Source organism: Streptomyces sp. NPDC050164, from assembly GCF_044459945.1.
Classification (GTDB): domain Bacteria; phylum Actinomycetota; class Actinomycetes; order Streptomycetales; family Streptomycetaceae; genus Streptomyces; species Streptomyces coeruleorubidus_A.
On the sequence record NZ_JBITJK010000008.1, the window covers coordinates 151,703 to 175,618 of the forward strand.

19 protein-coding genes and 1 pseudogene are annotated in these 23,916 nt (G+C 71.8%); 12 read left to right on the top strand and 8 right to left on the bottom strand.

The features are described from left to right. Window positions 1-17 precede the first annotated feature (17 nt). The 3 genes from ACIBNA_RS14975 to ACIBNA_RS14985 are packed head-to-tail and all read right to left on the bottom strand — an operon-like array spanning window position 18 to window position 2,760. Window positions 18-1,466, bottom strand: coding sequence for a hypothetical protein (locus ACIBNA_RS14975; protein WP_399165632.1), 1,449 nt, complete (start codon window positions 1,464-1,466; stop codon window positions 18-20). Then, window positions 1,463-1,915, bottom strand: a complete 453-nt coding sequence (locus tag ACIBNA_RS14980; protein WP_399165633.1) for a hypothetical protein — start codon at window positions 1,913-1,915, stop codon at window positions 1,463-1,465. Before ACIBNA_RS14980 ends, ACIBNA_RS14975 begins: the two co-directional genes overlap by 4 nt. A 5-nt stretch (window positions 1,916-1,920) precedes the next feature. Then, window positions 1,921-2,760 (bottom strand): glycoside hydrolase family 16 protein, encoded by an 840-nt coding sequence (locus ACIBNA_RS14985; RefSeq protein WP_399165634.1) that lies wholly within the window; start codon window positions 2,758-2,760, stop codon window positions 1,921-1,923. Window positions 2,761-3,041: 281 nt separating this feature from the next. On the opposite strand from ACIBNA_RS14985, the gene ACIBNA_RS14990 reads away from it, so the two are divergent. After that, entirely contained in the window at window positions 3,042-6,890 is a 3,849-nt protein-coding gene (locus tag ACIBNA_RS14990; RefSeq protein ID WP_399165635.1) for a WD40 repeat domain-containing protein, read from the top strand. Between the two features lie 6 nt (window positions 6,891-6,896). Here ACIBNA_RS14990 and ACIBNA_RS14995 read toward each other — a convergent pair whose 3' ends face one another. After that, on the bottom strand, window positions 6,897-7,817 hold the full coding sequence (locus tag ACIBNA_RS14995; RefSeq protein WP_399165636.1) for a hypothetical protein: 921 nt from the start codon (window positions 7,815-7,817) through the stop codon (window positions 6,897-6,899). Window positions 7,818-7,949: 132 nt separating this feature from the next. Next, window positions 7,950-8,330: an ArsR/SmtB family transcription factor gene (locus ACIBNA_RS15000; RefSeq protein ID WP_399165637.1), complete on the bottom strand. Its 381-nt coding sequence runs from the start codon at window positions 8,328-8,330 to the stop codon at window positions 7,950-7,952. Between the two features lie 97 nt (window positions 8,331-8,427). Here ACIBNA_RS15000 and ACIBNA_RS15005 point away from each other — a divergent pair, with 97 nt between their 5' ends. The 4 genes from ACIBNA_RS15005 (at window position 8,428) to ACIBNA_RS15020 (ending at window position 14,282) form a co-directional block, all read left to right on the top strand. After that, window positions 8,428-9,633, top strand: a complete 1,206-nt coding sequence (locus ACIBNA_RS15005; protein ID WP_399165638.1) for an MFS transporter — start codon at window positions 8,428-8,430, stop codon at window positions 9,631-9,633. A gap of 224 nt (window positions 9,634-9,857) precedes the next feature. Further along, window positions 9,858-11,912 carry a flavin monoamine oxidase family protein gene (locus ACIBNA_RS15010; RefSeq protein WP_399165639.1) on the top strand — a complete coding sequence of 685 codons (2,055 nt, stop codon included), beginning with the start codon at window positions 9,858-9,860 and terminating at the stop codon, window positions 11,910-11,912. Continuing rightward, a complete protein-coding gene (locus ACIBNA_RS15015; protein ID WP_399165640.1) occupies window positions 11,909-13,747 on the top strand; it encodes a thiamine pyrophosphate-binding protein in 1,839 nt (612 codons plus the stop codon). Before ACIBNA_RS15010 ends, ACIBNA_RS15015 begins: the two co-directional genes overlap by 4 nt. A 25-nt stretch (window positions 13,748-13,772) precedes the next feature. After that, window positions 13,773-14,282, top strand: a complete 510-nt coding sequence (locus tag ACIBNA_RS15020; protein WP_399165641.1) for an inclusion body family protein — start codon at window positions 13,773-13,775, stop codon at window positions 14,280-14,282. A gap of 90 nt (window positions 14,283-14,372) precedes the next feature. Here ACIBNA_RS15020 and ACIBNA_RS15025 read toward each other — a convergent pair. Together ACIBNA_RS15025 and ACIBNA_RS15030 are read right to left on the bottom strand one after the other, a co-directional pair. Continuing rightward, window positions 14,373-14,462, bottom strand: a pseudogene (locus tag ACIBNA_RS15025) (transcriptional regulator); the annotation flags it as partial. Window positions 14,463-14,472: 10 nt separating this feature from the next. After that, complete coding sequence (locus ACIBNA_RS15030; RefSeq protein WP_399165642.1) at window positions 14,473-15,162, bottom strand: 2-phosphosulfolactate phosphatase; 690 nt, start codon at window positions 15,160-15,162, stop codon at window positions 14,473-14,475. Between the two features lie 110 nt (window positions 15,163-15,272). Here ACIBNA_RS15030 and ACIBNA_RS15035 point away from each other — a divergent pair, with 110 nt between their 5' ends. From ACIBNA_RS15035 to ACIBNA_RS15065, 7 genes are all read left to right on the top strand, one after another. After that, window positions 15,273-16,184, top strand: coding sequence for a LysR family transcriptional regulator (locus tag ACIBNA_RS15035; RefSeq protein WP_399165643.1), 912 nt, complete (start codon window positions 15,273-15,275; stop codon window positions 16,182-16,184). Window positions 16,185-16,338: 154 nt separating this feature from the next. Next, window positions 16,339-17,508 carry a CaiB/BaiF CoA transferase family protein gene (locus ACIBNA_RS15040; protein WP_399165644.1) on the top strand — a complete coding sequence of 390 codons (1,170 nt, stop codon included), beginning with the start codon at window positions 16,339-16,341 and terminating at the stop codon, window positions 17,506-17,508. A gap of 19 nt (window positions 17,509-17,527) precedes the next feature. Continuing rightward, on the top strand, window positions 17,528-18,301 hold the full coding sequence (locus ACIBNA_RS15045; protein ID WP_399165645.1) for a crotonase/enoyl-CoA hydratase family protein: 774 nt from the start codon (window positions 17,528-17,530) through the stop codon (window positions 18,299-18,301). Window positions 18,302-18,307: 6 nt separating this feature from the next. Next, window positions 18,308-19,054: an acetoacetate decarboxylase gene (locus ACIBNA_RS15050; RefSeq protein WP_399165646.1), complete on the top strand. Its 747-nt coding sequence runs from the start codon at window positions 18,308-18,310 to the stop codon at window positions 19,052-19,054. Then, window positions 19,051-20,001 carry a 3-hydroxyacyl-CoA dehydrogenase NAD-binding domain-containing protein gene (locus tag ACIBNA_RS15055; RefSeq protein ID WP_399165647.1) on the top strand — a complete coding sequence of 317 codons (951 nt, stop codon included), beginning with the start codon at window positions 19,051-19,053 and terminating at the stop codon, window positions 19,999-20,001. The genes ACIBNA_RS15050 and ACIBNA_RS15055 overlap by 4 nt, the downstream gene beginning before the upstream one ends. A 1-nt stretch (window position 20,002) precedes the next feature. Further along, window positions 20,003-21,205, top strand: coding sequence for an acyl-CoA dehydrogenase family protein (locus ACIBNA_RS15060; RefSeq protein ID WP_399165648.1), 1,203 nt, complete (start codon window positions 20,003-20,005; stop codon window positions 21,203-21,205). A 99-nt stretch (window positions 21,206-21,304) separates the two neighbouring features. Next, the gene (locus tag ACIBNA_RS15065) at window positions 21,305-21,748 is read left to right on the top strand and encodes a hypothetical protein (protein WP_399165649.1); all 444 of its coding nucleotides are present in this window, start codon (window positions 21,305-21,307) and stop codon (window positions 21,746-21,748) included. A gap of 65 nt (window positions 21,749-21,813) precedes the next feature. Here the strand turns inward: ACIBNA_RS15065 and ACIBNA_RS15070 are convergent, their stop codons facing one another. Next, window positions 21,814-23,796, bottom strand: coding sequence for a protein-arginine deiminase domain-containing protein (locus ACIBNA_RS15070; RefSeq protein ID WP_399165650.1), 1,983 nt, complete (start codon window positions 23,794-23,796; stop codon window positions 21,814-21,816). Window positions 23,797-23,916 lie beyond the last annotated feature (120 nt).

Sequence of the window (23,916 nt, forward strand, 5' to 3'; positions counted from 1 at the left end):
GCCGGGAGTCCGGACGGTCACCGTCGGACGACCGGGCGGAACGCGTCCCGTACGCCCGACTTGGACGTGGAGACGAACTGGTCGCCCGGTCCGAAGTCGTGCATGTAGTACTCGTAGCGCAGGACGCTCGGGCAGCTTCCGCCGCCTATCTGGACCGAGCGCGGGTCGAGGCGCTTGCCGGTGCGCAGTTCGTAGACCTTCAGGGGGATCTTGACCTTGTGGAAGGTCACCTGGTGGGGCAGGTACTTCGACTTGTCGTTCTCGTAGTAGCAGCTCTCCACGGCGGCTCCGTTCTCCGCCGCGTCCGCGCAGACCACGAGCGCGGCCTTGGCCGGGTCGCCGGTTCGCCAGGAGCCGGGGAGCTTGTCGGTGTACTCGGAGTCGCCGAGGAACAGGGCGCGGTTGGCGCCCTTGCGGTACGGCGGGGCTCCGCTGTACTTGGCGGGCTTGGAGCAGTAGCCGGAGTCGGCGCCGTACGTGTTGTCGACCAGGCCGCGCACGTGGTCCAGTTCGATGGCGAGGGTGGCCTTGCGCACGCCGTCGCGGGCCTCGTCCGTGCGGGCGTCGTCCGGGTAGGCGTCGAGGAGTTGCCGGTAGTGCGTCCGCGCCTGCTGCCAGGCGTCCTCGGTCATCAGGTGGTCGCCGCATCCCACCAGGGCGGCGGGTTCCGTGCGTGCCGCCGTGTCGGCGGAGCGGTCCAGGACGTCGCGGGTGGGGCCGCGGTCGCGCAGCCAGGCGGTGAGGGCGGCGGTGTCGCAGGAGTCGTCGGTGGGCAGGCCGTCGAGGAAGGTGTCCAGGACCGTCCTGACGGTCTGCTCGTTGCCGGGCTCGTTGAGGACACCGGCGAGCGTGCCGAAGCCCCGCCCCAGGTCCTCGGTGCTGCCCCTGCGCGCGGCGCGGGCCAGGGTGGCCGCCGCCCCGTCCAGCCGGTGGCACGCCTGCACCACCGCGTCGCCGGGTTCCACCACCGGCGCGCCCGCCAGACGGTGGCCCCACCAAACCTCGCCCTGCGCGGCGACGGCCGCCTCGCAGTCACCGCCCTCGCGGGCCTCGGTCACGCGGCCCGCGATGCCGTACGCGTCGGCACGGAGCAGTACGGCGGTCAGCACCACCACGAGCGCGAGGGCGAGCGTGCCCGCGCGCTGCCCGCGTCGTACCGCCTGCTCCGGGCGGCGACGCGCCAGGAACCAGCCGTGGGCGATGCCGGCCGCCCACCACAGGAGCAGCAGGATCTCGTACCCGGTCTCGGCGGTGGAGGCGGTGAGGTCGAGGAGTACGGCCGTGCCGAGCACGGCGATGGCCGCCAGGCGCCACCGGCGCAGCAGCAGATAGCCGATGCCGAGCAGCGTGGCGTTGCCGAGGGCCACGGCCGGCGGGTCGGCGGGGGACGCCGGGGAGCCGGCCGGGGACGCCGGCGGGCCGGCGGGGGCCGGGGGCCGCGGTGGGTCGTACGCCGGGTAGGTCATGTGGTGGTCACCCCCGGAGCCGGAGCGCGTACCGAGAAGTACCGGCGGCCCGTCTCGCCGCTCACCGTCCACAGGGCCGCCAGGTCCGCGAACGCGATCAGGAACGCCGGGAGGCCGGGTGCCCCGGCGACCAGCGAGCCGAGGAAGGCGAGGACCATCCCCAGGGCCGCGAAGGACAGGCACACGATGAGCACCACACGGACCCAGAGGCGGCGGCCCCGCGCCAGGACGACACAGACGACCTGGAGTGCCGCCAGGCCCCAGCAGAACAGCGCCACGAACCAGGCCAGGGCCATCGGCATCAGCAGGTCCTGCCCGTGGTCCAGCTTGCTCTGGTTCTCGTCGATGACCGCCCAGCCGCCGAAGACGTTGCCGAGCGCGTGTCCGGCGGCCAGGACGAGGACGAAGATCAGGGATTTCGGCATACGCGTCGTCGTGGAGTCCGGCATCGCGGTCACCTCACGCCCTCGTCGTCCGGCAGGTCGTAGACCCGCGCCCAGTCCACTTCGTAGACGGCGCCCTGGAGGCCGTCCCCGTGGAAGTTGTCGAGCTGGATGGTCTGGTGCATCGACGGGGCGCACTGGATGCAGTCGCGGTTCGCGTTCGCGCCGTCGGAGAAGCGGAACCACTCCTCGCCGTCGATGAAGCCGCGCAGGTGGTCCGGGGTCCACTCGACGGCCACGTTGTGCCACTGCGACAGGTCCACCCCGCACTTGCGGGCGTGCTCCTGCTGTACGGGCACGTCCCGCGGGTGCGGATAGTGCAGGAACGCCTCGGCGCAACTCTCGCCGGGGGCGCCGTTCTCCAGGTAGTCGTACTCGCCGTCCTCGGGATGCTCGTTCGAGTCCGGCCACAGGATCAGCAGCGGGTGGTACGGCCGGCCGTTGTCGGGAGCGGTGGCCCGGGAGCGCACCCGGGCCTCCCATCTGCCGTACTTCTGGCCGTACTGCGAGGCGAGCCAGCCGGTGTCGCCGTCCGCCTCGCCGGTCATGCGCAGGACTCCGCCGACGACGCGGGTGTTGGCGTCGCAGCGGCGGCCGTTGTCGCTGTGGCCCGGCCAGCACTTGCCGGGGCCGCCGCCGGCCAGGCGCCACTTGGCGCGGTCCGGTACGGCGGGGCCGGCCTCGGAGCCGTAGCCGAACTCGTCCGACCACGCGGGGAGCGGGTCCCCCCAGCCATACCGCTGTGCCGCGGTGCTCGCGGACCGGGGTGCCGTCGTCGCCGTGAGCGTCATCGTGAGTGCCGCCGCGCCCAGCCCCACGGCGAGGTGACGGGTGCGATGTCGTCCGTACATGGCTCTCCTCCAGCTTGTCGCGGGTGTGTGCGGACGCGGTGCGGCCCGAACCCTCCCCTCGCAGGGTTCGGACCGCCGCCCCGTGGCCGTCCCGGCCGTCCTTCGGCCATTCGACCGCCGTGCGCCGTTGTTCGGCTGGCCCTCTCCCGGCACCGAACAACCCGGAGGCGTGAACCGGACCGTGTGACCTGGAGGAAGCGTGAGGATCAGGTGAACGCCCGTGTCACGGACGCCGATACGGTCGAAGGTCGTGGAGGGCGTACGAGGTGAGGGGGCGGGGGGTGCCGGGACGAACAGGGCCGGGTCGCGCCGAGGGTGAGCTGGATCCGGAGGCCGGGCCGGTGCAGCGGTTCGCCGCCGGGCTGCGTGCGCTGCGCGAGGCCGCGGGCCGGCCCACCTACCGGGAGATGGCCCGGCGGGCGGGGTACGGGGTGACCACGCTGTCGCAGGCGGCGGCGGGCAAACAGCTGCCCACCCGCGCGGTGACGCTCGCCTACGTCAAGGCGTGCGGCGGTGACCTCGCCGAGTGGGAGCGGCGCTGGCGCGAGGCGTCGGGCGAACTGGCCGCCGAGACCGCCGCCGACGACACCGCCCGGCCGCCCTACCGCGGCCTGACGCGGTTCGAGCCGGGCGACGCCGAACTGTTCTTCGGCCGCGACCGGCTCGTGGAGCGGCTCACCGAGCTGAACCGCAAGCGCCGCTTCACCGCCGTCTTCGGCCCCTCCGGCAGCGGCAAGTCGTCGCTGCTGCGGGCGGGCCTGATCCCCCGGCTGCGGGCGGCCGGCGACGATGACGTGCCGCCCGCGGCCGTACGGATCCTCACCCCCGGCGCGGACCCGCTGCGCACGCACGCCGAGCGGCTGCAACCCGTACCGGACACCGACGCCGACACCTGGCTGATCGTCGACCAGTTCGAGGAGCTGTACACCCTCGGCGCCGACCCGGCCGACCGCGCCGCCTTCATCGACCGCCTCGTCGCCGCCACCGCCGCGGACAGCAGGCTGCGCGTCGTCATCGCGGTGCGGGCCGACTTCCTCGGCCGGTGCGCCGAACACCCCGGGCTCACCGCCGCGTTGCAGGACGCCACGCTGCTCGCCGGGCCGATGAGCCGGGCGGAACTGCGGGAGGCCATCGTCCGCCCGGCCGCCGCGGCCGGCCTGATCGTCGAACGCGCCCTGACCGAGCGCCTCCTGGACGAGGTCGAGGACGCCCCCGGCGGACTGCCCCTGATGTCGCACGCCCTACTGGAGACCTGGCGCCACCGCAGCGGCCGGGCCCTGACCGAGACCGCGTACGAGGCGGCAGGCTCACTGCACGGCGCCGTCGTCCGGACGGCCGAGCAGGTGTACGGGGAACTGACAGCGGAACAAGCCGAGTTGGCCCGCCGTATCCTGCTGCGCCTCATCGCGCCCGGATGGGGGTCCCCCCTGCTCGAGCGAAGCCGAGAGCTTGGGGGAGGGACCGCCGACACCCGCCGCCCCACCGACCACGCGGAACTCGACTTCGGCGACCCCACCGACACCCGGGTCGTCCTGGAACGCCTGGCCCGGGCCCGCCTCATCACCTTCGACGACGGCACCGTCGACCTCGCCCACGAGGCCCTCATCACAGCCTGGCCCCGCCTGCGCGCCTGGATCGACGCCGAACGCGACCGGCTGCGCGTCCACCGCGCGCTCTCCGAGGCGGCCCGCACCTGGCAGGACCTCGGGCAGGAGAACGCCGCGCTCTACGCCGGCTCCCGGCTGTCCGCCGCCCGCGACGCCTTCCCGGCGGACGGCGCCGCCCCCGGCACCGACGAACTGACCCCGCTGGAACGGCGGTTCCTCACCACCTCCCTTCGCCGCCGGCAGCGCGCCGTGCTGCTGCGCCGCACGGTCGTGGCCGTGCTCGCCGCGCTCGCCCTGCTCGCCACCGGCACCGCCGTCGTCGCCCTCCAGGCCCGCGAGAGCGCGCAGGCCGAACGGGACGACGCGGTGTTCGGGCAGCTCACCGCCGAGGCCGACCGGGTCCGCGACACCCACGCCGGGCTGGCCGCCCGGCTCGACGTGGCCGCCTACCGCATGCGCTCCACCCCGGACCTGCGGACCCGCCTGGCCTCGGACGCGGGCCGGGTCCTGGCCACGCGGCTGCCCGGCCACTTCGGGACCGGCAGCTCCGTGGCGTACGCGCCCGACGGCCGCACCCTGGCCGCCGGCGGCCACGACGGCACGGTCCTGCTGTGGGACACCGGCGGCAAGCCCCTGGGGGAACCGCTGCGGCTCGGGACGGACCGGGTCGGCGCGGTCGCCTTCGCACCGGCGGGCCGCGACCTGCTGGCGGCCACCGGCGAAGGCGGCGCCATCCGGCTGTGGGACGTGCGCGACCGGGAGCACCCCCGCCCCCTCGGCCGGCCGCTGGCGAGCCACGACGAGGAGAACATCGTCTCCGCCGCCTTCGCCCCCGACGGCCGAGCCCTGGCCACGGCCGGCGACGACGGCACCGTACGCCTGTGGGACCTGACCGACCCGGCCCGCCCCACGCCCCTCGGCAAGCCCGCCGCGGCCGACGACTCGGAGGACCGCAGCGTCCGCGCGGTCGCGTTCGCCCCGGACGGGAACACCCTGGCGACGGCGGGCTATGACGGCACAGTCCGGATGTGGCGGTACGGCGAGAACGACGGGATAGCACCGCTCGGCAAGCCCCTGCGCGCCCATACCGCCCCGGTGTGGACCCTGGCCTTCTCGCCGGACGGCCGCACGCTGGCCACCGCCGGCTTCGACGAGACCGTACGGCTGTGGGACGCGTCCGACGCCGGCCGGCTCACGTCACTGGGCGAACCGCTGACCGGGCACACCGCGCCCGTCATGTCGGTCGCGTTCAGCCCCGACGGGGAGACGCTGGCGAGCGCGGGCGAGGACGACGCGCCCCTGTTGTGGAACGTGGCCAACCCCGCCTATCCACAGCGGCTCGGGGAGCCGCTGACCGGGCACACGGAGCCCGTGTGGGAGGTCGCCTTCAGCCCCGACGGCCGCTCCCTCGCCAGCACCGGCGCCGACGGCGGCGTCCTGCTCTGGCACCGGCCGCCGACCGTCCTCACCGACTTCACCAACCCGGTGACCGCCGTCGCCTACAGCCCCGACGGCCGCCTGCTCGCCGCCGCAAGCACCGACGACGGGCTGGTCCGCCTGTGGGACGTACGCCGCCCGGACCGCCCGCGCCGGCTGCCGCGGACCCTCACCCACGAAGACCGGGTGCTGGCCGTCGCGTTCGCACCGGACGGCCGTACGGCGGCCAGCGGCTCCGCGGACGGCACCGTACGCCTGTGGGACGTCTCCACGCCCGACCGCCCCGCGCCGCTCGGGGAACCCCTGCGCGCACACGACGGGGGAGTCGACGCCGTCGCGTTCGCGCCGGACGGCCGCACCCTGGCCACCGGCGGTGAGGACGACACGGTCCGGCTGTGGGACGTACGGCGACCGGACCGGGCACGGCCGCTCGGCGCACCGCTGCGCGGCCACACGGACGCCGTCACCTCGGTGGCCTTTGCCCGCAGCGGCCGCCTCCTGGCCAGTGGCGCCGAGGACGCCACGGCCCGCCTGTGGCACGTGGCCGGCGACAGGACGCGGGCCCGGCCCGCGGGCGCCGCCCTCACCGGACACGACGAGTCGGTCGAAGCGGTGGCCTTCGCCCCGGACGGGAGGACACTGGCGACGGGCAGCGACGACCGTACCGTGCGGCTGTGGGACGTATGGGACGTCGAACGACGGGACCGCGCACGCCCGTTGGGAGAGGAACTGGCCGGACACCGCGCGGCTGTCCGAGCCCTGTCCTTCGCCCCGGACGGCGACACGCTCGCGACCGGCAGCGGCGACCACACGGTCCGCCTGTGGGACGTGTCCGACCCGGCCCGGGCCGAGCCGTCCGGCCAGGAACTCACCGGCCACCTCGACACCGTCACCACCGTCGTGTTCAGCCCGCGCGGCGACGCCCTCGCCTCCGCCGGCTACGACCTGACGGCCCGGGTGTGGACGCTGGACGAGGACCGCGCGGCCAAGTACGTCTGCGAGCACACCGGCGGGATTCTCACCCGGGCCGACTGGGAGGAGCATCTGCCGCAACTCCCCTACAGGGAGGTCTGCGAAGACCGGTAGCGGTGCTTACGAGCGGGAGAACTTCAGCACGGCACCGTCCTTGTCGTGGGCGACGACGGTCGCCTTCAGGCCGTTGCCGAACCCGGCCTCACCGCCCGCGCCGCCGAACTGCATCAGGCCGCCCCCCGACTGGAAGGTGACGGAGTCGTCCGCCACGATGACGTGCACCTTCGTGCCCTTCGCCGTGATGTCCGCCGTGGAGGTCACCAGGACCTCGCACGCACCGTCCGAGCAGGCCGCGTAGTTCTTGCCGTCCGCCGCCTTCGGCAGCGGGCCGGTGGGGTCGGGCGCGGCCGAGTCCCCCTCCCCGGACGACCCGTCGGACTTCCAGCCCGGCGCGCAACTCCCGGCCTGCTGGTACGCCGCCGCGAGCCGCGGAACCTTCTTGGTCAGCGCGGGCAGGTCCGGCTCGGGCGGGGTGAGGGACTGGACCCGCTTGTCGACGTCCGCGACAGTGCTCTCGGCGTACTCGAGGCCCACCGCCGGTGACCGGGCTTCGAGCTCGTTCGCGACACTCCTCACCTTCTTCCGCAGGGCGTCGCGCAGCCGGTCGGCCGCGGGAACGCCCGACGGACCGAAGGCCTCCAGGTCGCCGGCCACGGTCTCCACGTCCGCCGGTGTCGTGGAGAGGTAACTGAGGGCGCGGGCGTGGGCGAGCATCCCGGTTTTGTCGTCCGAGTTCCGGATCTCCTTCAGATCCGCGGCGCTCTCCTTCCGCAGGTTCTCGAGCGCGACCGTCGACTCGCACATGTCGCCGACCCACTCCACGAGTTCGGCCGACGGCGACGGCGACGATGACGGCGACCGGGTCGGCTTCGGCTCACCCGACGCCTTGGCGGCCTTCTCGTCCGTCCCGCCGTCCCCGCAACCCCCAACGGCCAGCACCAGCCCGGCGACCACGACCGCGATGCCCCTGCTCCTGCCCATCCGACGACCCCTCTCCATGCTGCGGCCCTTCCCGGCGAGCCCAGTTCAGTCGCGGCACGGATTGTTCGGCCACCCGGCCCGCGGGCTGAACAACGCGTCCGGGCGGTCGTCGGTGGCGGCTCTCGCGTCGGCTCAGGGCGTGTCCGGGGTCCACGCCGCCACCAGATCCAACAAGCCGGGGAAGCGGGCGTTGAGATCTGCGACGCGGACGTGGCTGCGGCGTTCCAGGCCGTACTGGCGCTGACGGGTGATGCCGGCCTCGCGCAGGGCCTTGAAGTGGTGGGTGAGCGAGGACTTGGGGCGGTCGAGGCCGAACCAGCCGCAGGTGTGGTCGAACGCCTCCGACTCAAGGAGGAGCTTGCGCACGATCGTCAGGCGAAGTGGGTCGCTCAGCGCGCCCAGCACCGTCTCCAGGCGCAGCTCCTCGACCGCCGGCTCGGGCAGCGGTTCCGGCAGGTTCTCCGGCTCCGGCACCACCTTGATGACCGGCACGTCGTGAGCCGTCGCGGGCATGGGCAGCTCCCTGTCATCCGAATCGCTTGTACGAGTTTCATCGTACTGCATGCTAGGTTCGAAAAAACTCGTACTGAGCTCGTCGGAGGGACCAACCATGTCGGAAAGTCAGGCCGCACCCCGTACCCCCACCTGGTGGGTGTGGCTGGCGGCGTGGCCGGTCACCGCCGTCTTCGTGCTGTCCAACGCGGCGACCCCGCTGTACGTGCTGTGGCAGCGCGACATCGGGTTCTCCAAGGGCACCCTGACCGTCGTCTTCGCCTTCTACATCGTCGGGCTGCTCGGCTCGCTGCTCGTCTCGGGCGTGGTCTCGGACCGGCTGGGACGCAAGCCCGTGCTGCTGCCCGCCCTCGCCCTGGCGCTCACCGCCTGTGCGATCTTCGCGACGGCCACGACGGTCACCGCGCTGATCGTCGCCCGGCTGTTCACCGGGATCGCCGTCGGCGCCGTCGTCTCCGCGGGCATGGCCGCCGTGACGGACGTGGCGGGCCCGGAGCGCGGGCGACTGGCCGCGCTGCTCGCGTCCTGCGCGATGGTCTTCGGGGCCGGCCTCGGTCCGCTGCTCGCCGGCCTGCTGTCCGAGACGCTGCCGGCGCCCACCGTGACCGTCTTCGCCGTCGAGGCGGTGCTGCTGGCCACGGCCGTCCTCGCCGTGCTGCGCATGCCCGTACGCCGTCCCGCCGCGCCCGGTGAGGGCGCCTGGGTGCGCCTGCCCGGCGTGCCGCGCGGCAACGGCGTCCCTCTGACCCTGGGCATCGCGGTGTTCGCGCCCGGCATCACCGCCACGTCCTTCGTGCTGTCGCTCGGGCCCACCCTGCTGACCGAACTGCTCGGCACCACCAGCCGGATCGTCTCCGGGGCGATGGCGTTCGCGATGTTCCTCGCCGCCACCGGCGTCCAGTTCGCCGTGCGGAAGCTGCCCCGGCGCACCATCCTGACCGCCGGCGCGATCAGCACCACCCTCGGCATGGCCGCGCTGATCGTCGCCGTGCGCGGCTCCTCGGTCGACCTGCTCGCCGCCTCCGCCCTGCTCGCCGGGGCCGGCCAGGGCATGGGCCAGCTCGGCGGCCTGTCCCTGCTCAACTCCACCGTCCCGCCGCGGCGCCTCGCCGAGGCCAACGCCGCGCTGAACGTGGGCGGTTACCTCCCGGCCGGTCTCCTGCCCGTGTCCACGGGCTACCTCATGGACGCGGTGGGACTGCCCGCCGGGGCGACCGTCTTCGGCAGCGTCCTGGCGGGCCTTGCTTTCGTCGGCGCACTCGTAGTCTTCGCGGGCCACCGCCGGGTTCCCGAACCCGCGTGACCGTCCGGAGGGCCCCAGGCCCTCAGGATTTCCGTATTCCGCAAGTGAATTGGTGATGGGGGTCTTTTCGCGCTCCTTTACCTTCCGTCCCTGGCGAATCTCCCGTATTTCGCAAAGAAATTCGAGCAAGGTAAAATTCCGTCAGGCAATGCGATCGCTGATTTCCGGACTTTATGTGCGAGAGAAACCACGGAATCGTTCCGGCATATCTACGATCGCTGACTATGACCGACTTACCTCGGGACGACTCGGCCACCCGTGCCCGCTGGCAGACCTGCCTCAGGCTCGCCCGTGAACTCCTCCTCGTCGGGCCGGATGGCACCGACCTCAAACTCGGCTACCTGCACACCCTGATAGACACGGGCCGCCTCGGCCCCACCCACCACCCGCGCAAGAAGATCCTCGTCATCGGCGCCGGCATCACCGGCCTCGTCGCCGGCCGGCTGCTCAAGGACGCCGGACACGACGTCACCATTCTGGAGGCCAACGCCAGCCGGGTCGGCGGGCGCATCAAGACCTTCCGGGCCACCAAACACCACCAGCCGTTCGACGACCCGGCCCAGTACGCCGAGGCCGGTGCCATGCGGCTGCCTGACTTCCACCCCCTGGTCCTCGCCCTGGTCGACAAACTCGGGCTCGGCCGCCGCCAGTTCTACAACGTGGACGTGGCCCCCGGCACCGGCAGCGGCCCCGACGTCCCCGTGCCCCCGGTGACGTACACCTCGTTCACCGGCCGGACCTGGAGCTACGGCGACGACAGCCCCGACTTCCGCGAACCCGACAAGCGGGGCAACTCCTGGATCCGCGCCAACCGCACCCAGGTGCGGCGGGCCGACTACGCCGCCGGCCCCGAGCGGATCAACGAGGGTTTCCACCTCACCGGCGACGAGGTCCGCGCCCCCGTCGTGAAGATGGTCGACGACGCGCTGGAGAGCGTGCGCGACTACTACTCCGACGTCGTCGACGGCAAGCGCGTCAACAAGCCCCTCGAGGAGTGGGTCGAGGGCTGGGCGCGGGTGATCCGCGACTTCGACGGCTACTCGATGGGCGGCTTCCTGCGCGACCACGCCGGACTCAGCGACGAGGCGATCGAGGCCGTCGGCACGCTGGAGAACATGTCCTCGCGGCTGCATCTCTCGTTCTTCCACAGCTTCCTGAGCCGCAGCGACATCAACCCGGGCGTCCGCTACTGGGAGATACCCGGCGGCAGCTGGCGCCTGCCGCACGCCCTCCACCAGGGCCTGCGCGACGAGGTGCGGCTCGGCCACCGCATGATCCGCCTGGAGTTCCACGACCCCAGCCGCGACACCGACCCCGAGGGTACCGGCGCGGTCGGACCCGACGGTTGGGGCGTGGCCGTGCAGACCGTTACCGAGAACGATCCACAGGCCCTGCCGCGCCTGTGGACGGCCGACCTGGCGATCGTCACGATCCCGTTCTCCGCCCTGCGCTTCGTGGAGATCGTCCCGTCGATGTCGTACAAGAAGCGCCGCGCGATCATCGAGACCCACTACGACCAGGCCACCAAGGTGCTGCTGGAGTTCAGCCACCGGTGGTGGGAGTTCACCGAGGACGACTGGCGCGACGAACTCGACCGCATCGCACCCGGCCTGTACGAGTACTACCAACTGGGCGGCGAGCAGGGCACCGGCGAGGCCCTCTCGCTCGCCGAGGCGGGGGCTGCCCCGGCGGGCAGCGGCCTGCTCGGTGCCGCGGTCAAGGACAGCAGCGTCACCGAGGAGATGCGGCAGCTCAACAGCACCATGCCGCTGCGCGGTCCCGCGCTCCGCCCCGCCACCCACTGCTTCGGAGGCGGCTCGGCCACCGACAACCCCAACAGGTTCATGTACTACCCCTCGCACCGGGTCGAGGGCAGCACCGGCGGTGTCGTGCTCGCCTCGTACTGCTGGTCCGACGACGCCGCCCGCTGGGACTCCATGCGCGACGCGGAACGCTACGTCTACGCCCTGCGCAACCTCCAGGCGCTGCACGGCCCCCGCATCGAGGTGTTCTTCACCGGACGCGGCGCCACCAAGAGCTGGGCCCGCGACCCGTACGCCTTCGGCGAGGCCGCCATCTACACCGCGCACCAGATGACCAGCTTCCACCTGGACGTCTCCCGGCCCGAAGGCCCCGTGCACTTCGCCGGAGAGCACACCTCCCTCAAGCACGCCTGGATCGAGGGCGCCCTGGAGAGCGCCGTGCGTGCGGCCCTCGCCGTCCACCAGGCCCCGCCGGTCACCACCCCGGGCGCGGACCGGGAAGGGGGCCGCTCGTGAGCGCGATCGACCCCGGGTGCACGGTCGCCCGCTATCTCGCCCGGCGCCTGGCCGAACTGGGCATCACCCACCTCTTCGGCGTCCCCGGCAACCACCTCGGCCCGTTCCTGACCACCCTGCGGGCCGAGGGCGACATCGAGTGGGTCGGCACCCCCACCGAGGGCGGCGCGGGCCAGGCCGCCGACGCCTACGCCCGTATCCACGGCATCGGCGCGGCCGCCGTCACCTACAGCGTCGGCGCCTTCAACCTGCTCAACGCGTGCGGCGGCGCCTACGTCGAACAGGTCCCGCTCGTCGCCGTCAACGCCTCCCCGCCCTACGAGCAGTGGCAGAACTACCGGGCGGTCGGCCTGCTCACCTCGCACATGAGCCCCCGCCCGGAGAGCAACCTGGACGTCTACCGGCAGGTCACCGTGGACGCGCAGGTCATCTCCAACCCGGGTCTCGCCCCCGGCCAGATCGACGCCGCGCTCACCGCGTGCCTGTCCGAGCGCCGGCCGGTCTACCTGGAGGTCATGGAGGACCTCTGGGACGAGCCCTGCCCCGAGCCGGAGGCACCGATCGTCCCCCGGGAGCGGCCGTTCAGCGCGCGCAACCAGCCCATGCTGGACAAGGCCGTGCAGGCGGTCCTCACCCTGGTCGAGGAGCACCCCGGCCCGGACGGCAGGCCCCGACCGATCGTCTGGGCCGGCGAGGAGATCGACCGGTTCCGCCTGGGCGGGCAGCTCATCGATCTGGTCGAGGCGACGGGCGTGCCGTTCTGCACCACCGTCGGCGCCAAGGCCGTCGTCGACGAGGACCTGCCGCAGTTCCACGGCGTCTACAACGGCGGCGCCAGCCACCCGGACGTGCATGCCGTATTCAAGGACTGGGCCACCTGCCGCATCGGGCTCGGCGCATGGTCCACGTCGAAGAACCTCGGCGGGGAGCAGTGCGTCGGCGAGGACTGGGTGATGGCCGCGCACGGCGGAGTCAGCGTCGGCACCTCCTACTTCCCCGACGTCCAGCTCACACAGTTGCTGCCCGCCCTCCAGGACGCGCTGGTGAAGGCGTACGGCTCGGGGGGCCTGGCCGCCGACTACTACGCGGAGGCCTACGCCCACCACGGCTCGCGCGAGGACCGTCCGGCGGGCCTGGAACACCACCGAGCCTCACTGCACAGCAGCCGCTCGCCCCACCGGCGTGCCGAACGCCTCACCTACGACGCCGTGTTCGACCGGCTCAACCACTTCCTGAACCACGAGACGCGAGAGGACTGGACGGTCGTCTCCGACGCCGCGTTCTCCCTCATCGGCTCGATGAACCTGTCCCTGCCGGCGGGCGGGTTCCTGTCGCAGGTCAGCTGGCTGTCCATCGGCTGGTCGGTCGGCGCGGCCACCGGCGCCGCACTCGCCCCCGAGCGCGGCGACGCCCGCCCGATGGTGTTCGTCGGCGACGGCGCCTTCCAGGAGACCTGCCAGGAACTCTCCACGCACACCAGGCACGGGCTGCGGTCGGTGGTGTTCGTCATGGACAACGGCCACTTCTACGGCGTCGAGCAGATGCTGGTGCACCCGGCGTACTACGCGGACCAGGACGCGGCCGACCCGGACTTCTACAACGTCCTCCACCCCTGGCACTACGACCGCCTCGCGGCCGTCTTCGCCGGCAAGCACACCCCGGCGAACGGTGTCACCGTCGCGCACACCGCGGAACTCGACGACCTCCTGGACCGCCTCACCGACCCGGCCGACCCGCTCAACGCCGGACCGCTCCTGGTCCGCGTCCGACTGCACCGCCACGACTACCCACGGGCGATGGCATACAAGGTGCCGAAGCCCTCCCACACCAGGTGAATCCCGTACTTGAAGGGGGCAAGACATGGCTGAACTCAACGTACTGATCTCGTTCGACGCGGCCACGATCGTCGAACAGAACCCCAACGCGTCACTCAACCCCGACGCGCCTACGCAGGTCGACCCGCGCCTGATCTACATGACCACCCGCCACGACCACATCGTCGGCACGTCGGGCGCCGAGCTGAACCTGCGCGCCGAACCCGGGGACAGCATCAAGTGGCGGGAGACGACCCTGTCGCTCGGCAGCGAGTACAAGGCACTGCTCTACCGGTACGTGAGCAGCGACAGCCAGCACCGGCTCATCAGGACGCCGGAGATCGAGGTGGTCAGCGGCATCTACCCGCTGCCGAAGGAGGGCACCGAGGGCAGGCCGGAGTTCGAGACCCAGCGGTACCAGGACCACTACTGGCGCACGACCGTCAAACAGCCCGGCAAGGTCGTCTACCACTTCTACTTCCAGATCCTGGACCGCCACCGCCAGTTGAAGGGGTACTTCCAGTGGGACCCCTTCATCACCATCGAGGACTCCTGACCCACGCGCGGGCGGCGGTCACACCGACCGCCGCCCGCGCGAGCGGCACGTCAGCAGACCCGGACCCCGTCGATCATGTTGTCCCAGGGGGTAGGAGGGGACCAGCAGCAGGCCGCGCCCTTGCAGGTGCAGGTCCCGTTCGACCGGGTAGTCCACCTCCAGGACGGGCGGACGCCCTCGGCAGGCGGGGTCAGGAAATCGGCGAAGGCGTCGCGCGTGGACGCAGGACCATGAGCGAGCCTTCCAAGGTCGCCACCATGGCGAAGGGGAACCGGTCGACCTCGAGACAGAGCGCAATGTCATCAGGATGGACTCCTTGACGCACCCCCTCCGCCAGTTCCGCGGCGGCGCGCGACTCGGCGGCGCGGCTGAGGAACTCGGCGGCATCCGTCCCAGCCTCGGTGGCCCTGCGGGCGATGTACTGAGCACACGCCAGGTCTTCATCGGCCTGCCCGTCCTCGCCCGTGACCACGAACGTGACACTGTCACTCCCGTGCGTCCGCAAGAGCTGGGCCGTCGCCTCCGCCACCACGAAGCCGGCGCACAGCACCAGCGGCGCCTCCTTGACCGCGAGGGCGCCGACCGTCCCTGCCGTGGTCTTCTGCACAACGGTCCGTCCGCCGAGGTCGACAGACCGCAGCAGGCCCGGGGAGTTGACGGTGTCGAACCCGGGCGCGGGCGGACCGTCCTTGATCGCCACCCAGTCCGGGTGGCGAGCCTTGAGCGCCAGGGCTTCGTCCAGCGACCCGGCAAGAACGATCTTCTCCGCCCCCTGGGCAAAGGCCCAGGCAGCCACGGTGAAAGCACGCATGACGTCGACCACGACCGCCACGGACGGGGTTTCGGCCAGATCAGGTATGCCAAGGAAGCGAGCGTCCATGCCGATCATGATCGTGCACGCCCGACCCAAAGCACCCGGAAGGTGATGGGCGTCATAGCGACGGTCCCGGAACGCAACACCTCCGGCAACGCACCGTTAGGGTGAGCCGAGTGGAGCTCCTGCACCTGCGTTATTTCGTCGCCGTCGCCCAAGAACTGAACTTCTCCACCGCGGCCCGCAAACTGCACATGGCGGCATCCCCGTTGAGCCGTCGGATCAAGGATCTCGAGAGCGAACTCGGACACCGGCTGTTCGACCGCGACACCCATCATGTGCGGCTCACCCCGGCCGGCAGCGCGCTGCTGCCGATCGCCCGCGGTGTCCTGGAGCAGGTCGACTCCATCCAGTGGCGGCTGGACGAGACGACCCGGCCGCGGCGGACCACCCTGCTGCTCGGCGTCCCCAGTGGCATCCATCCGGACCTGCGGGAACGGATGGACGCCCTCGCCGAGCGGGTCGGCGACCGGTTCGAGATCAAACGCTGGCCGGGCGGCACCGAGCGTCTGGTCGACGCGGTGTGCGACGGCAGACTGGCGCTCACCCTCGCCCGGCTCCCGGTCGGCGGCGACCCGGCCCTGGAGCAGCTGCCGGTGATGTCGGAGCGGCTCGGCGCGGTCGTGCCCAGGGACCGGTTCCCGGGGCGGGAGTCGATCTCCTTGGCGGAACTGTCCGGACTCGCCTACGCGGGCTCGCCCACGGCCGTGACCAACGCGTATTTCCGCGGTCTCGACCAGCAGCTGGCCGAGCTCGGCATCAAGAAACGGATCGAAATCGGCAGCGCGACTTTCGACGGTGTTTCCGAGATAGTGTCCAGTGGTCTGGCGTTCTCCATTTCCATGCTGGATCCGCGAAGCCCCGTGCAGAATTACCGTCTCGACAATGTGACCGTCCTGCCCTTCTCGGATTTCCATCCCCGGCTTGAGACCGGTCTGCTGTGGCGCAAGGACCGAGCGCACGGCGGTGACCTGGAGGAAGTCGTGGCCGCGGCCCGCGAGGTATTCGCCGAGCTGCTCCGCTCCTGATTCTCCGAAAACCTCTTGAAGACCTCTTGAAGAGGCGGTATGACCACTGTGGTCATACCGCTTTTCGTTATTCGGTCATTCCACTCTCCGGTCATGCTTGCTAACTTAGTTGCCAGATACACGTACATGGCGAAGCGAGGAGTGAAGGAAAACGATGACCGACACCGAGGACACCGTCGCCGGCCCCCTGGAAGGCGTCCGCGTGATCGACCTCTCGACCGTGGTGATGGGCCCCTACGCGGCACAGATCCTCGGCGACCTGGGCGCCGACGTGATCAAGATCGAATCGCCCGCCGACACCGTGCGCGTGGGCCACTACCGCACCACGCCGGGCATGACCCCGCTGAACCTCAACGTCAACCGCAACAAGCGCAGCGTGGCCCTCAACCTCAAGGAGGAGGCGGACCGGGAGCGGGCGCTCAAGCTGATCGACACCGCGGACGTGCTGATCACCAACATGCGGCCGGGCGCACTGCACCGCCTCGGCCTGTCCCACGACGACATCGCCGCCCGCAACCCGGGCCTCGTCTACGCGCACGCCCAGGGCTTCCGCAGCGACTCCGACCGCGCCGGAAACGCCGCCTACGACGAGACCGTGCAGGCCGCGTCCGGCCTGGTCGACATCGCCGACCGCGCGCTGGGCGAGCCCGTCTACCTGCCGACCATCATCGGCGACAAGGTCTCCTCCCTGACCATCGCCTACAGCGTGCTCGCCGCCCTGCTGCACCGGAACAGGACCGGGCAGGGCCAGCTCGTCGAGATCCCGATGACGGACACCCTGATCGCCTTCAACCTCGTCGAGCACCTGGCGGGACACACCCACGTGCCCGAGACCGGCTCCACCGGCTTCCCGCTGTCGATGCTGAAGGGCCACAAGGCGGTGCGCACCAAGGACGGCCTGGCCTGCGTCATCCCGTACAACCCGCGCAACTACCGGGACTTCTTCACCGCCGCCGGACGCCCGGACCTCGCCGAGGACCCGCGCGTGAACGGGGACGCCATCGACAGCGCCGACCACGAGGACCTGGCCGCGCTCCTGGAGACCTGCGCCCCGGCGCTGACCACCGAGGAGTGGGCGGAGGTGTGCGCCAAGCACAGCATCCCGATGGCCCCGGTGCTGGAACTGGACCGCGCCCACGAGGACCCCTACGTCCGCGACGGCCACCTGCTCGACACCGTCGAACACCCGACCGAGGGCACGATCCGCACGATCGGCGTCCCGCTGCGCTTCTCCGCCACGCCCGGCTCGATCCGCCGTCTGGCGCCGGTCGCCGGTCAGGACACCGAGGACGTCCTCGCCGAGCTCGACGCCGCCGACCGCTGACCGTCACAGGAGGACAGCCATGAGCACCCCCGCAACTCCCGTACGCACCGAACGGATCGGCTCCACCCTGCTGATCACCCTCGACCGACCCGAGGCCCGCAACGCCGTGAACGCCGCGGTCACCACGGGCCTGGCCGCCGCACTGGACGAACTGGAGGCCGATCCCGAGCTGAGGGTCGGGGTCCTGACCGGCGAGGGCGGCACGTTCAGCGCCGGCATGGACCTCAAGGCCGCGCTGCGCGGCGAGTCGCCCGAGGTCGAAGGCCGCGGCTTCGGCGGCCTGACCGAGGCCGAACCGGTCAAGCCCCTGATCGCCGCCGTGGAGGGCTGGGCCATGGGCGGTGGCTTCGAACTGGCCCTGGCCTGCGACCTGATCGTCGCGGCCGAGGACGCCCGGTTCGGGCTGCCCGAGGTCAAGCGCGGGCTGATCGCCGCGGGCGGCGGCGTGATCCGGCTGCCCAAGCGCGTCCCGCACCACCTGGCCATGGAACTGCTGCTGACCGGCGAGCCCGTCGACGGCCGCCGCGCCGGCGAACTGGGCCTGGCGGGCCGGGTCACCGCCACCGGCCAGGCCGTCACCGAGGCGCTCCGCCTCGCCGAACGGCTCGCGGAGAACGCCCCGCTCGCGCTGGCGGCCGTCAAGCGCGTCGTCCGCGCCGCCGACGGTGCGCCCGACGCCGACGCCTTCGCCTTCCAGCGCGGGGAGATGAAGACCCTGATGGCCTCCGCCGACGTACGCGAGGGCATGACCGCCTTCGCCGAGCGCCGCCCCGCGCGGTGGACGGGGCGGTGAGGCGCCATGCAGACCGAGGACGTACGGCAGCACCTCACCACCCCGCTCACCAGCCCGGCGTACGCGCCGACGGTCCCGCGGTTCACCGACCGGGAGTACCTCAACGTCGTCTACCGCACCGACCCCGAGGCGCTGCGGGCCGTCGTCCCCGAACCGCTGCGGATCGGTGAACCCCTGGTCCGGTTCGAGGTCATGAAGATGGGTGACGTCAGCGGATACGGCCCCTACACGGAGGCCGGCCAGGCGATCCCCGTCAGCTTCGAGGGCGAGCAGGGCGAGTACCTGCACGCGATGTACCTCGACAACTTCCCGGCGACCGCCTCCGGCCGTGAGGTCTCCGCCTACCCGAAGGTGCTCGGCTCCCCGGCGCTCACCGTCGACTCCGGCGCGCTCGTCGGCACCCTCGACCACGGCAGCCTGCGGGTCGCCACCGCGACCATGGGCTACAAGCACCACGAGCTGGACCGGCGCGAGGCCCGGGCGCAGATCACCGTGCCGACCTTCATGCTCAAGACCGTCCCCGGCTACGACGGTTCGCCGCGGGTGCAGGAACTCGTCCGCACGCGCATCACCGACGTCACCGTCAAGGAGGCGTGGACCGGCCCCGCCCGGCTCCAGCTGTTCCAGCACGTGCTCGCCCCGCTGGCCGACCTGCCGGTGCTCCAGGTCGTCTCCGCGAGCCACATCCTCACCGACCTGACGCTGTCCGGCGCCGAGCCGGTCCACGACTACCTGAAGGGAGCCGCGTCATGACCCGCGCCTTCCGTACGGCCGCGGTGATCGGCGCCGGGACCATCGGACTGTCCTGGACGGCGCTGTTCGCCGCGCACGGCCTGACGGTCAAGGTGAGCGATCCGCGACCGGACCTCGCCGAGGCCGTGGACGAGGCCCTGGCGCGGTCCGCCCCGCAGCTGGCCGCCCGCGGCCTGGACGTGACGGGCCTCGCCGGCCGGGTGCACATCGCCGCCGGCGTCACCGAGGCGGTCCGGGAGGCGGACGTCGTACAGGAGAACGGCCCCGAGCGGATCGAGTTCAAGCAGGACCTGTTCGCCGTCCTGGCCCGCGAAGCACCCGATCACGCGCTGCTACTCAGCTCCTCGTCGGCCATCCCGTCGACCGAGTTCACCAAGGAGCTGGCGGACGACGCCGCCGCCCGCGTGCTGATCGGCCACCCCTTCAACCCGCCGCACCTCGTCCCGCTCGTCGAGGTCGTGCCCGGCGAGCGCACCGGCGAGGACGCCGTACAGGCCGCCGTCGACTTCTACACCTCGGTCGGCCGAACCCCGGTCGTCGAGCGCAAGGAGATCCCCGGCTTCGTCGGGAACCGGCTGCAGAACGCGCTCAGCCGCGAGGCCGTGTACCTCGTCGAGCAGGGCGTGGTGACGCCCGAGGAGCTCGACACGGTGATGACCAACTCGCTGGGGCTGCGCTGGGCCACGGTCGGGCCGTTCCTCGGCTCGCACCTGGGCGGCGGCCCCGGCGGCTACCGGCACATGGCCGAGCACATCGGCGCCTCGATGAAGCGGATGTGGGCGGACCTCGGCACCCCGTCCCAGAACCACGACCAGCAGGAACGGCTCGTCGCAGCCGTGGAACAGGCCTACGGCTCCTCCACGTACCCGGAACTCACCGGGACGCGCGACCGCAGGCAACTCGCCGTCCTGTCCGCCCTGGACAGCGCCGACAAGGAGGAGAACTGAGATGACCACCACCATGCAGCCGCTGGAAGACCAGCTCACCGCGGACTTCTACGCCTACGAGACGCTGCTGCCGGACGAGGAGCGGGGGATCCTCCTCAAGGCCCGCGCCCTCATGCGCGACGAGATCAAGCCGCTGGTCAACGGCAACTGGGCCAAGGGCGAGTTCCCCCGGGAGCTCGTCGGCATCTTCCGCGGCAGCGGCCTGGCCGGTCTGCCCTACGAGGGCTACGGCGAGCACCGGCCCGCCGTCAGCAACCTGCTCAGCGGCATGCTGGCGATGGAACTGAGCCGCACCGACGCCTCGGTGGCCACCTTCTTCGGCGTCCACAACGGCCTCGCCATGTACTCGGTCCACTCCGGCGGCGACCAGGAGCAGCGCGACCGCTGGCTCCCGGAGATGGCCGCGATGGACAAGATCGGCGCGTTCGCCATGACCGAGCCGCTCGGCGGCTCCGACGTCGCGGGCGGCATGCGCACCACGGCCAAGCGGGAGGGCGACAGCTGGATCCTGAACGGCGCCAAGAAGTGGATCGGCAACGCGACCTTCGCCGACTACGTCGTGGTGTGGGCGCGGGACGTCGACGACAATCACGTCAAGGGCTTCGTCGTCGAGAAGGGCACGCCCGGCTTCGAACCGGCGAAGATCGAGGGCAAGATCGCCTTCCGCATCGTCGAGAACGCCGAGATCACCCTGACCGACGTCCGGGTGCCGGAGGCGAACCGCCTCCAGAACATCAACTCCTTCCGCGACGTCGCCGAGATCCTGCGCGCCACGCGCAGCGGGGTGGCCTGGCAGGCGCTGGGCGTCATGGCCGGCGCCTACGAACTGGCCCTCGACTACGCCCGCGAGCGGCGGCAGTTCGGCCGCCCGATCGGCGGCTTCCAGCTCGTGCAGGACCTGCTGGTCAAGAGCCTCGGCGACATCACCGCGTCCTGGGGCATGCTGACGCAGCTCGCCCGGCTGCAGGACGCCGGTGTCTTCCGCGACGAACACTCCGCCCTGGCCAAGGCGTTCGTCACCGCGCGGATGCGGGACGTCGTGGCCCGGAGCCGGGAGATCTTCGGCGGCAACGGAATCCTCCTGGACCACGACATCGCCAGGTTCTTCGCCGACGCCGAGGCGATCTACTCCTTCGAGGGCACCCGCGAGATGAACACCCTGATCGTCGGCAAGGCGATCACGGGCCAGAGCGCCTTCGTATGACCCCCGTCGGGCGTCGTCCGGCTGTCCGGTTCGGCTGTTCCACTGAACAGGTGTTGATGGGACCCTGACGATCATCCTCGGGGAAGGAGAAGCGTCGGCGTGATCGAGTGGAGGCCGCTGGGCACCGGAGCCAGGCCCGTTCCACAGCCTGTGGCGACGCCGCTGGTCTGGGCCGGGGCCTTCGGCGGCGCACTGCTGCTGGTGGCACTCCTCAACGCCGTGGTGGGGCCCGACCGTCCGCAACTGGCCCTGCTCGCGCTGTGCCTGCTGGCCGCCGTGCTGGGCCTGTGCGCACGGTTCACAGCGGCCCCCGGCACGGCCGTCCTCTGCTGGCTGTTCCTCAACGGCTTCGCCATTCCGCCCGCGGGCACCCTCACCTGGGCCGTCCCCCGCGACACCACATGGCTCGCCTGTCTGCTCACCGCCACCCTCGTCGGCACGTCCCTGGCCCGCCTCACCCACGCCCGCGCCGCCTACCGCCGCCTCGCACCCGGGCGCACCCGGCGCGACGGCGGCTGCGGCGACGGACCGTACGGCTCCTGACCGTCCGGTTCCGCCGCCTCAGGCCGACGGAACCGAACCGCCCACCACCTACTGCCCGTTACGGTTCACCGCGCCGGGCGCTGCCACCACGCGGCCGTCGCGTCGCGCAGGGTGTTGGTGCCGCAGTGCACCTCGCCCATGCCGAGGTGGTACGTGTACCAGTCGTCGATGTACGACACCTTCAGGCCGACCCGCTGGTAAGCGGCGGTGACGGCCTGCGTGAAGATGTCCTTGCCGCCGATGACGGGCCCCCACTGGCGCGGGGCGAGGTAGCGGTCGCGCGCCAGGAGCACGCCGTTGACCGCTCCGGGAACGTACGCGCTGGTCATCACCGTCGCCGGAGCCGCCGGAGCCGCCGCACGCGAGCCGGCCGGGTTCTCGGCGAGCCACTTCTGCTGGCCGTGGTCCCCGAGGCTGTCCACGAGGTCGGAGCCGGCGCCCATGCGCGTCAGACGCGGCACGGGAATCTCCTGACCCTCGGCGGTCAGAGCCTCCGAGTCACGGGTGTACAGCGCGGGCACCCGCACGATCTCCCCGTCGGTGACCCCCGTCTCGCGCTTGAGGATCTCCAGGTTGGCCGCGATGCGCCGCGCCGCCATCTCGTTGTCGGCCACCAGGTGACGGGAGGCGAGCGCCTGGTCGATGGTCTCCTTGGGTGCCGGACTGTCCTTCCGGCCCGGGACGGAGAACATCTTCGTCTTGCCGTGGCCGTCGCGCTTGGCGTCGCGCAGCAGCCGCAGCCCCGCCTGAGGGTCGGCGACGCCGATGCGCCAGCCGCGCGGGGTGTCGGCGGGCAGGAACTGCACGAACTCGTCGACGTGCCCCACGCCCAGCCAGGAGGTGTCCAGCAGCAGCGGGTCCTGCAACCCCTGCGACTTCAGCAGCGTCCGCACCACCTTCGACGGGCGTGCCCCGCTGTCCTTGCGCTCGCCCATGATGATCCGCCCGGCCGGGAACGAGCGCCCGCCGTGCGCGTAGGGCGGGATGGTCTCCAGGTTCCCCATGGAGTTGAGCGACCAGTCGTCGGGCTCGGCCCGGTCGGTCACCTGCACGACACCGACGTCCCGGCCGCGCACCCTCTCGAACAGCTCCCGGCCCGCGTCCCGGTCCGGCTGGGCCGAACGCAGCATCACGCGCATCACCTGCCGATGACCGCCCGGCCCGGTCATGCTGACGTAGGCCGGTTCGACGAAGTCCTGGGCCCAGGGGTCGGCGTACTTCTCGAAGGTGACCAGCGGCTTGGTGATCCCGGCCTTCTTGACCTCCTTCCCGAGTTCGGCGACGAACTTCTGCTGAAGACGGCTGTACTCGCCCTCACCCTGGACCTCGGTCACCATCACCTGCTGGGTGTTCTGCAGGTGATGGTGGGTCAGGAGCGGCGCGACGCGCAGGGTCACGGCGTCGGAGGTGGACTTCTGCCCGGACGTCACCGCCAGCCGGACCACCGCACGGCCGTCCCACTTCGCGCTGTCCCGGACGACATCGGTGCCCTCGACACCGAACTCCACACCGGAACGCAGCTCGGCGGCGGTCAGCCGGGTCTTGGACGTGACCAGGACCCACTTCCCGGAACGCTTGACGAAGAGACGAGCGTGCTTGCCTCCCGTGGTGACCTTCAGACTGCCCTGGGCGTCCTTGCGCAGACCCGGCATGGGAACGGAACGGACCCGGGCGAGGTCGGCGGCGTCCGCGCTGCCGTTGACCAACGCGTCGGAGCCGTCGTTGCACGCGGCCAGCTTGGCGTCGGACAGCGGCTTGCCGCCCGGCCCGGTCACCGGGCACCGTTTGCTGTCGTCGTCGATGTTGGGCAGGTACACCGCTCCACGCCCGACGGACCAGCTGTCCTCCCCCCTCTTGTCGCTGCCACCGGTGACGTCGACCCGCCCGTCGCGGTTCACATCCGCCCGCAGGTCGGCGCGGCTGCCCGTCTCGGCGGCGACGGCCGGACCGGCCAGTACGGATCCCGCTGCGGCGAGGGCCAGGACGACGGACCCGGCCGGGTACAGGCGCGAAGGTCTACGTGTACGTATACGGGTTCGTGAACGCACCGCACGTTCCTCTCGGTTGGGGGGTTTCGCCGTGCAAGAGGGGGAACTGCGGCTGTGCGTTCACTGTGTGGCCGGAGTTGCTCCACGGCCGCCCGGCCGGGCGGCTCCGGGCGCCGCGGG